The sequence below is a fragment of the Acidimicrobiales bacterium genome (assembly GCA_035316325.1).
GTDB lineage: Bacteria > Actinomycetota > Acidimicrobiia > Acidimicrobiales > VFJN01 > DASXTK01.
This window is the reverse complement of sequence record DATHJB010000174.1, coordinates 18,958-27,828: the sequence shown is the minus strand read 5'-3', so window position 1 is coordinate 27,828 and position 8,871 is coordinate 18,958. Positions and strand designations below refer to the sequence as shown.

8 protein-coding genes and 1 tRNA gene are annotated in these 8,871 nt (G+C 70.4%); 4 read left to right on the top strand and 5 right to left on the bottom strand.

Features of this window, described 5'->3' with window-relative positions:
- Window positions 1-105: 105 nt before the first annotated feature.
- Window positions 106-1,431 carry an MFS transporter gene (locus VK611_23585; protein ID HMG44335.1) on the bottom strand — a complete coding sequence of 442 codons (1,326 nt, stop codon included), beginning with the start codon at window positions 1,429-1,431 and terminating at the stop codon, window positions 106-108.
- Between the two features lie 51 nt (window positions 1,432-1,482).
- Window positions 1,483-2,640, bottom strand: coding sequence for an alanine dehydrogenase (gene ald, locus VK611_23580; protein HMG44334.1), 1,158 nt, complete (start codon window positions 2,638-2,640; stop codon window positions 1,483-1,485).
- Between the two features lie 51 nt (window positions 2,641-2,691).
- Between ald and VK611_23575 the strand changes: the two genes are divergently transcribed.
- Both VK611_23575 and VK611_23570 read left to right on the top strand, forming a co-directional pair.
- Window positions 2,692-4,098 carry an amidase family protein gene (locus VK611_23575; GenBank protein ID HMG44333.1) on the top strand — a complete coding sequence of 469 codons (1,407 nt, stop codon included), beginning with the start codon at window positions 2,692-2,694 and terminating at the stop codon, window positions 4,096-4,098.
- Between the two features lie 25 nt (window positions 4,099-4,123).
- Window positions 4,124-4,197 (top strand) — tRNA-Val (locus VK611_23570).
- A 324-nt stretch (window positions 4,198-4,521) separates the two neighbouring features.
- Here VK611_23570 and VK611_23565 read toward each other — a convergent pair.
- On the bottom strand, window positions 4,522-4,689 hold the full coding sequence (locus VK611_23565) for a ferredoxin (GenBank protein HMG44332.1): 168 nt from the start codon (window positions 4,687-4,689) through the stop codon (window positions 4,522-4,524).
- The gene (locus tag VK611_23560) at window positions 4,686-5,891 is read right to left on the bottom strand and encodes a cytochrome P450 (GenBank protein HMG44331.1); all 1,206 of its coding nucleotides are present in this window, start codon (window positions 5,889-5,891) and stop codon (window positions 4,686-4,688) included. The genes VK611_23565 and VK611_23560 overlap by 4 nt, the downstream gene beginning before the upstream one ends.
- A gap of 49 nt (window positions 5,892-5,940) precedes the next feature.
- On the opposite strand from VK611_23560, the gene VK611_23555 reads away from it, so the two are divergent.
- Window positions 5,941-6,858: a TIGR03564 family F420-dependent LLM class oxidoreductase gene (locus tag VK611_23555; GenBank protein HMG44330.1), complete on the top strand. Its 918-nt coding sequence runs from the start codon at window positions 5,941-5,943 to the stop codon at window positions 6,856-6,858.
- 196 nt (window positions 6,859-7,054) lie between these two features.
- Here VK611_23555 and VK611_23550 read toward each other — a convergent pair whose 3' ends face one another.
- On the bottom strand, window positions 7,055-8,290 hold the full coding sequence (locus tag VK611_23550; protein ID HMG44329.1) for a helix-turn-helix domain-containing protein: 1,236 nt from the start codon (window positions 8,288-8,290) through the stop codon (window positions 7,055-7,057).
- A 75-nt stretch (window positions 8,291-8,365) separates the two neighbouring features.
- Here VK611_23550 and VK611_23545 point away from each other — a divergent pair, with 75 nt between their 5' ends.
- Window positions 8,366-8,833 (top strand): nitroreductase family deazaflavin-dependent oxidoreductase, encoded by a 468-nt coding sequence (locus tag VK611_23545; protein HMG44328.1) that lies wholly within the window; start codon window positions 8,366-8,368, stop codon window positions 8,831-8,833.
- The last annotated feature ends 38 nt before the right edge of the window (window positions 8,834-8,871 follow it).

Genomic DNA, 8,871 nt, shown 5'->3' with positions numbered 1-8,871 from the left:
GCGCTCCAGCCGCCGTCCGAGCACCCTCCGCAAGCTAGCCGCCACGATGGCAGGTGGTTGCCGGGCTCAGAGGGGCGGCAAGGCCGCTCGGTTCCGCTCCGGGCACTAACGGCCGGGGCAGGACGCGGTGGCCGTCGCCGCCGCCAGCTCGGCGCCCGGCTCGAACCGGCCCGCCGGCGCCGGGTACGCCACCTCGAGCCGGGCGTAGAAGCTGAGCAGCACGGCGAACGCCGCCCCCGCCAACATCACCGCCGTGATCGAGGTGGCCTCGATGAGCGGCCCGGCGATCAGGTTGCCCACCGGCACCGTGCCGCCCCAGCCCATGATCCAGAGCGCCATCACCCGTCCCCGCACCCGGTTGTCGCAGCGCTCCTGCACCCGGGTCATCAGCGCGGTGACCAGCGCCAGGTAGGCGAACCCGACCACCGCCACCACCGGGTACGCCAGCCACGGCGACCGCAGAACTGCGAGCACCGCCAACGCACCGGCGAAGCCGACCAGTGCCCAGCGGATGACGTCGGTCTTCGAGCGCCGGCTGAAGACCGTCCCGATCGACAGCGCCCCCACCACGGCCCCGATCCCGAAGCAGGCGTAGAGCACGCCGTAGGAGGTGGAGCGGGTGCCGATGTCGAGGTTGCGCTCGGCCAGCACCGGGAACTGGCCGACGAACGGCAGTGACACCAGGGAGAACGTGGTGATCGTCACCAGGCAGCGCCACACGACCGGGTCGGCCCGGGCCGCTCGTACGCCGTCACCGAGCGCCCGCAGCCCCCGGGAGGCGCTGGCGTCGCGCACGGCCCTCGGCAGGTGGAGGCCAGCCAGCGAAACGATCACGAACAGGTAGCTGCCGCCGTTCACCACGAACACAGCCGACGCCCCGATCAGCGTGTAGAGGAAGGCGCCGATCACCGGCCCGACCACCCGGGCCGTGTTCATCTGCGCCGAGTTGAACGACACCGCGCCGGGGATGTCGACGTCGTCGACGAGCTGGGGGAGCAGCGCGGCGAAGGTAGGGGCGTAGATGGCCTGGCCGCTGCCGATGGCGAACGTCACCAGCAGGAGCAGCACCTTGTTGGGCCGGTCGGCGAGCGTCACCCCGGCCAGCATCAGCGACAGGACGAGCTGGCTGAGCACCACGGTGGTGAGGAGGCGGGTGCGGTCGAAGCGGTCGGCCATGATGCCGCCGACGGTCGACAGCAGGAGCATCGGGCCGAGCTGGGCGAAGACGACGATGCCGACGAACGTCGATGATTCGGTGAGGTCGTAGGCGATGGCGCCGAGCACCACGTTGTGCATCCAGGTGCCGGTGTTCGACAGGAACGCGCCGAACAGCACCCGCCGGAACGTCCGGTGCCGCAGGGCGCTGCGTGCGGTGCCCGGCACGATGGGTCTCTCGTCGGCGACCAGCGTGTCGTGGCTCTCCCCAGGCATCACCCTTGACTCTCGCAGCACATGGTGTGCAACGAAAACCCGTTAACCCCGTTATCCCAGCGCGAAGACCGATCCGAGGGGTGTGTGAGGCTTCCCGAGCGACGCCGCCACCGCCTCCTGGGTCACCTCGCCTCCCGCCGTGTTGACGCCCAGCGCCAGCGCCGGGTCGGCCGCGCAGGCGGGGCCGACGCCCAGGGTGGCGAGCGCGGCGAGGTAGGGGAGCGTGGCGTTGGTGAGCGCGTAGGTCGACGTGTGCGGCACCGCGCCCGGGATGTTGCCGACGGCGTAGTGGAGCACGCCGTGGCGCACGAACACCGGGTCGTCGTGGGTCGTCTCGTGGATGCCCTCCACGCAGCCGCCCTGGTCGATGGCCACGTCGACGATGACCGAGCGCTCCTTCATGCCCTGCACCATCTCGTCGCCGATCACCACCGGGGCCCGGCGGCCGGCGACGAGCACCGCGCCGATCACCAGGTCGGCCTGCTCCACCGAGCGCTCCACCGATCCCCGGTTCGAGGCCAGGGTCATGATGCGGCCGCGGTGGATCTGGTCGACCCAGCGGAGGCGGTCGAGGTTCTTGTCGAGCAGGACGACCTCCGCCTCCATGCCGGCCGCGATCCAGGCGGCGTTCCAGCCGACGTTGCCGGCGCCGACCACCACCACGCGGGCGGGGCGTACCCCGGGGGCGCCGCCCAGCAACACGCCGCGGCCGCCGTTCTCCCGCTCGAGGAAGTGGGCGCCGACCTGGGTGGCCATCCGTCCTGCCACCTCGCTCATGGGAGCGAGGAGGGGGAGGGCCTGGTCGGGGGTCTGGACGGTCTCGTAGGCGATGCCGGTGACGCCGTGCCGGACGAGCGCCTCGGCGACCTCGGGGTAGGCAGCCAGGTGGAGGTAGGTGAAGAGGACCTGGCCCGTCCGCATGAGCGGGAACTCCTCGGGCTGGGGCTCCTTCACCTTGCACACGAGGTCGGCCTCGCCCCACACCGTGGCGGCGTCGGCGACGATGCGGGCGCCGGCCCGGGTCAGCTCGGCGTCGGCGATCGACGACGACTCGCCCGCCCCGGCCTCGACCAGCACCGTGACCCCTGCCTGCACCAGCTCGCGGACGCCGTCGGGTGTGATCGCCACCCGGTTCTCGTTGTTCTTCACCTCGGTGGGGACGCCGACGACCAGTGGTTCCGTGCTCGGGCTCGTACTCGTACTCGTCACGTCCCCAACTCTCGCATTGGTCCGGCCTGCGGGCTCGGTATGGTCCGGCCCGTGGACTTTCGCGAGACGACCGTCGTGCAGCTGGCCGCGGATGTGGGCGCTCGCCGGCTCTCCGCCCGGGAGGTCGTCGGGGCGGCGCTCGACCGGATCTCCTCGGTCGACGAGCGGCTGGGGGCGTTCGTGGCGGTCGACGGCGAGGCGGCGCTGGCCGAGGCGTCGGCCTTGGACGAGCGGATCGCCCGGGGCGAGGACGTCGGACCGTTGGCGGGCGTGCCGATCGGGGTGAAGGACCTGGAGAACGCGACCGGCTTCGTGACCACCCACGGCTCGGCCGTCCACGCCGACGACGACCCGGCCACCGAGGACTCGGCGCTGGTCGAACGCCTGCGCGCGGCCGGCTGCGTGGTGGTGGGGAAGACCAACACACCGGAGCAGGGGTGGAAGGCCGACACGGTGAACCAGCTGTTCGGAGCCACCCGGAACCCGTGGTCCCTGTCCCGGTCGGCTGGGGGCTCCTCGGGTGGGTCTGCGGCGGCCGTGGCGGCGGGGCTGGTGCCGCTGGCGACGGGGTCGGACGGCGGCGGGTCGATCCGGATCCCCTCGGCGGTGTGCGGCCTGTCGGGGCTGAAGCCGTCGCTGGGGCGGGTGCCGGGTGGTGGCGACGATCCGCCGGGCTGGCCGGGCCTGTCGACCAAGGGCGTCATGGCCCGCCGGATCCGTGACGTCGCCCTCGCGCTGGACTCGGTCGTCGGGCCGGAGCCGACCGACCTCAACTCGCTGCCGCTACCGGATGCCTCGTGGACCCGGTCGCTGAACGACCTGGGGCCGCCCCGCAAGGTGGCGTGGTCGCCGACGCTGGGGTACGGCAAGGCCGACGCCGAGGTGCTGGAGGTGTGCGAGTCGGCGGTGCGGCGGCTGGAGGACCTGGGCAGCGAGGTCGTGGTGGTCGACACCGTGTGGCCGGAGGACCCGGTGCGCGACTGGCTGACGCTGGTCGGGGCGTACTGCCTGCGCACGCTGGAGCCGGTGTACGGCACCGACGCCTGGGGCCTCGTCGACCCGGGCCTGGTGGCGCTGCTGGAGTGGACCCGGGCGAAGGTGACGCCGGTGCAGGTGGTGCAGGCGCTCGATGCCTGCCACCGGGCGAACCTGGCGCTGGTCGACCTGTTCCACGAGGTGCCGCTGCTGCTGACGCCGACGCTGGCGGGGCAGACGCCGAAGGTGGGGGAGAACGGCACGATCGACGGGGAGCAGGACGTCAACTGGGTGCGGTACACGTACCCGTTCAACATGACCCGCTCGCCGGCCGGCACGGTCTGCGCCGGCTTCACGTCGGACGACATGCCCGTCGGCCTCCAGGTGGTGGGCCCCCAACACGGCGACGTGGTGGTCCTGCGGTTGTTGGCCCTGCTGGAGGACGAGCTCGCCCTCGACCCGGTCGCTCCGTTCCCCGGGTAGCCGCCTGCTAAAGTCCCAGGCTCCCGGGCGTATAGCTCAGTTGGTTAGAGCGCACGCTTCACACGCGTGAGGTCACAGGTTCGAGTCCTGTTACGCCCACCTCCGCTCTCGTACGTGATTGCGTACAGACCCGCATACATCCTGGTAGCGAGGTCATGGCGCGTGTTGAAAGGTCGTCATGTGGGGACAGCGACCTCCGACCTTCGTACGCCGCAGGCGTTCGGTATGAAGACGCGTATCTCCTGCTGGGGCAGGGTGCGCAGATGCGCCCGACGGTTCGAGTCCCGTTAGGTAGCTAATGCGGCTCAATCGAACCCGACGACTTCGAGTCGCCCTCCCTACTGGGGTGCACACGGGAGTGGGCAGCGTCACCGTCCGCCGAACCGGGCAAGTCCAGTTGTGCTTCTCGTCGATGTGCGCTCCTCAGGCATCGTCGAGCGTTATGGCGTGTTCAGGGCAGTTGGCGGCGGCGGATTCTGCACGGCGAGCTTGGTCCGCGGGTATCTCGTCGTCGCCGCTGAACAGTGCTGGTGCGAGGGTGTAGCAGCGGCCGTGGCCCTGGCACCGATCGGGGTCGAGGCGGACCTTCATGGCGTCGAGTGGTTGACGCGGACGGGCAGGGTTCGGGGGCCGCGCACCTGGCCGGCGGCCCATCGCACCGCGGTGGGGTCAGCCAGCTCGAAGTCGGGGAAGTTCTGCAGCCAGACCTCGACGGCTACGCGGATCTCCATGCGGGCGAGGTGCGATCCGGCGCAGCGGTGGGGGCCGAGCCCGAAGGCGGCGTGGCGGTTGGGGTCGCGGTCCAGGATGACCTCGTCGGGGCGGTCGAAGACGTCGGGGTCACGGTTGGCGGCGGGGAACGAGAGGAGGATCCAGTCGTCGCGTTCCATCTGGTGGCCTTGGAAGACGAAGGGCTCCTTCACCAGGCGGGCCATCGTCACCGGGGCGTAGGCGCGCAGGAGCTCCTCGACGCCGATCGGGATGAGGTCGGGCTCGTCGACCAGGCGAGCCCGGTCGTCCGGGTGTGCGGCGAGATGCCAGAGCGACGCGCCGATGGCGCTCCAGGTGGTGTCGACCCCGGCGATCAGCAGCAACCCGACCGCTCGCACGACATAGAACGCATTGACCGGCGCGCCGTCGATCTCCGCGCTGTTGAGGAAGCTGATCAGGTCGTCCTGCGGGTCGTCGCGGCGCTCCTCGATCTTGGGGAGCAGGTACTGGAAGAGCGCCTGGAATGCAGCCAGTCGTTGCTCGAAGGGTTTGGCGACCCCTTCGAGGACGCCGTGGACGAACCCTCGGAACCTGTCGCCGTCCGATTCGGGCAGCCCCAACATGTTGGCGATCACGCGGACCGGGATGTCCTGGGCGTAGTCCTGCGCGGCGTCGACGACCTCTCGCCCGCGCATGCCGTCGGCCAGGGCCTGGCAGTGGTCCCTGGTGCCGGGTTCGAGCTTGGCGACGGCTTGTGGGGAGAACGCTGGGAGCAGGAGCCGCCGAGCGCCGGCATGGAACGGTGGATCGGAGGAGATGGGCGGCGCGATGCCCTCAGGGGCGAGCAGGTCCGGCGGCCGGCCGTTGCTGACGATGACGCTGCGTGACGAGAAGTGCTCGGTGTCGTAGGCGATGGCCGTGACGTCGGCGTGGCGGGTGGGGAGCCACACCCCGCCGTAGCGATCCGAGTGGGCGACCGGGCAGCGTTCCCGGAGGCCCGCCCAGATCGGATAGGGGTCGGCGGCCCAGGCCTCGTCGGCGTGGTCGAAGTCTGTGGACCATTCGATTAGAGGGTCAGTCAATCTATTTACCGCCCTTTGATTGAGTTTCACTCTATGGCATGATGTTGCCATGCATATCGGGATCAATGGATCGAGCCTCATCGCCCTCAACCGCCCGGTCTCGGAGATCGTCGACCACGCGGTCGAGGCGGAGCGGGACGGTTTCTCCTCGTACTGGCTGGCGCAGCTCGCCATCCCCGACGCGTTGACGGTGCTCGGGGCGGTCGGGCTGGCGACCACCACCGTTGAGCTGGGCACGGCGGTGATCGCCACGTGGCAGCGGCACCCGCTGATGCTCGCGGCGCAGGCACTCACGGTGTCCGACATGGCCAAGGGACGCGTCCTGCTCGGCATCGGCCTGGCGCACAAGTCGACCATCGAGGAGCGGCTGCGCGTCCCGTTCGCCCGCCCGGCCAAACACATGGAGGAGTACCTCGACGTGCTGCTGCCCGCGCTGCAGGACCGAGCGGTCGACGCGACAGGTGAGATCTGGTCGGGCTTCGCGGCGCAGGTGGGCGGGCCGTCCGACGTGCCCACGCCCCAGGTGCTGCTCGCCGCCATGGGGCCGCGGATGCTGGAGCTGGCCGGCGGCCGAACGAACGGGAACGTCCTGTGGCTCAGCGGGCCCCGCACCATCGAGACCCTCGTCGTGCCGGCCATGGCGAAAGCTGCTGCCGAGGCGGGCCGCCAGCCGGGCCGGATCGTGGCGGGCGTGCCGGTGTGCGTCACCGACAAGCCTGATGAGGTGCGCGGGCTCATCGCTGCGGTCCTCGGTAACTACAACGACTTGCCGAGCTACCGGGGCGTGATGGACGTCGAGGGCGTCGACGGCCCCGAGGGCGTGGCCATCGTGGGTGACGAAGAGGCAGCGCGGGCCGGCATCCAGTCCTTCGCCGACGCCGGCACCACCGATTTCACCCCCGTCGAGTTCGGCCTCGACGACGAAACCCGGATGCGCACCCGAGCACTGCTCAAATCGCTGGTCTGATGCCGGGGCCATGTGGCCAAGCGCGGTCAGGCGAGCTTGCGCAGCACCGCTCGGGTGCGGTCGAGCTCGTTGTCCGCTGCGAGCATCGTGACGCGGAGGCCTACGTCGCGTTGGTAGCCACCGATGTTGAGCGCGATGCGCATGAGGTCATCCTTCCGCGAGGAAGGCGAAGCGACTTGACCGCTCGGGATCAAACTTACGGCTGCGCCTTGTTCCCCGAGATCAACACGTCGTCGTCGTGCAGCGGTGCCGCGAGAGTCACGGTCAGTTCCAGCACACCCCGGGGCGACGCCAGCCGGTCGCCGAAGAGCTCGCGCAGCTGGCTCATTCGATAGCGCACAGTTTGGGGATGGACCTTGAGGTCGGCGGCGACCTTCTCGCGCCGGCCCTGGTGGAGGATCCACGACCGAAGCGTCTCAGCGAGCCGTTCTGCCGCTGCCGGCCGCAGCGGGGCGAGGGGGGCGAGTACCCCGGCGCGCAGATCGGCTAGGGCTTCCGTGTCGGCGGTGATCACGAGTTCGGCCAGGTGATCATCGGTGTCGACAACCCCGATGGTGCTGATGGACGTCTCGTCGCGGATGAGTCCCGGAAGCCCCAGGGTCCGCAGCGCCCGGGCGTACGACGAGAACGCCGAAGTCCACGTCCGGGTCGGCCCGAGCACCGCGCCGTGGCCACCGAGCGAGTCGACGAGGGCCGCGCGGTCGCCTGCGTGGGGGACGAGCAGCACCGTCAGGTGGTCGGCAAGGCCGGGCGCGAGATCACCGGGGACCACCAGCGTGCCGTGGTCGAGACGTTGAAGGGCGGGACGGGCATGAGCGGCCGGGACGACGGCGGCGGCCAACGCACGGGGCGGCCGCCACTCGGCCGCGGCGGCGAGCGCGGTGAGTCGTTCGGGATCGCTGTCATGCAAGAGCGCGACGGCGAGCTGGGCGCGGTGGTGCTCCAGGGCGCGGGTGGTGGCGGCGATCTCGTCCCCATGGCCGGCGACGCTCGCGGCCGACAGGTGGTCGACATAGGCGAACACCAACTCGGCGAACTGGGCAACCTGCGGGGCGCCCGCGCCCCGCTCGACCAGCACCTCGCCGATGTGCCGCCAGGCCACACGGGCACCCACCCGATATGCCGCCAACAAAGCATTCATGTCCCGGTCGTGTTGGGCCTCGTACCGCCCGAACTCGTAGGCCGCCTCGACGGTGGTTGGCTCGGGGCCGGCCCCAGGATCGGCGTCCGGCCGAGACGCCAGAACCAGGAACCCCTCCAACGCCAACCGGATCGCGGCCTCGACCCGCACCATGTCGTCGCGGCCACACACGCCCGGCCCGTAGGCAGGGATCTGGGCGACGAGGATCTCACCCGCCGCCCGCGCCGCAGCCGGGATCGTCTCCGCTACCGCAGCCAGATCCTCTTCCGCGACCCCAGATTTGTTCGTCACGCACAAAAACGTACGCGAGGATTCACCCCAGGACCACCTAGACCTGGCCAAGGTCGTTGCTACACGCTGATACCGATGCGACACACGCTTGGCTCGTACGTGACGGGCCCGTACCTGATGCTGCACCAGCGGATCTACCAAAAATCGGGCGGCGCGGTCGGGCGTCACGCTCTCGGTCGGCCGACGCTGCTGCTCCACACCTCGGGCCGAAAGACAGGCCAGCCCCGCTGCAACGCGCTGGTCTACGCCAAGGACGCCGGCGACTTCGTCGTGGTCGCATCCTTTGGAGGCGCACCCCAGCAACCCGCCTGGTTCCTCAACCTGCAGGCCAACCCCGACGTCCAGGTCCAGATCGGCCGGGGCATCCGCCCGGCCTGGGCCCGAGTAGCCGAAGGCGACGAGCGAGAGCGCCTGTGGACGTTGGTCAACGACAAGAACCGGGGCCTCGCCCGGTTCTTCCATCCAGGCACCGCCGGCCGCTACGACGTCTACCAACTCCACACCGACCGTCAGATCCCCGTCGTCATCCTCACACCTGCGTAGCCCCGAGCGGCAGGCCCCGTACAGAGCTCACGTCGAAA

What these genes read in the sequence shown, in the direction of transcription:
- VK611_23585 (HMG44335.1), bottom strand. Translation starts at nt 1,431, where the DNA reads ATGCCTGGGGAGAGCCACGACACGCTGGTCGCCGACGAGAGACCCATC.
- VK611_23565 (HMG44332.1), bottom strand. Translation starts at nt 4,689, where the DNA reads ATGAAGGTCCGCCTCGACCCCGATCGGTGCCAGGGCCACGGCCGCTGC.
- VK611_23555 (HMG44330.1), top strand. Translation starts at nt 5,941, where the DNA reads ATGCATATCGGGATCAATGGATCGAGCCTCATCGCCCTCAACCGCCCG.
- VK611_23545 (HMG44328.1), top strand. Translation starts at nt 8,366, where the DNA reads ATGCGACACACGCTTGGCTCGTACGTGACGGGCCCGTACCTGATGCTG.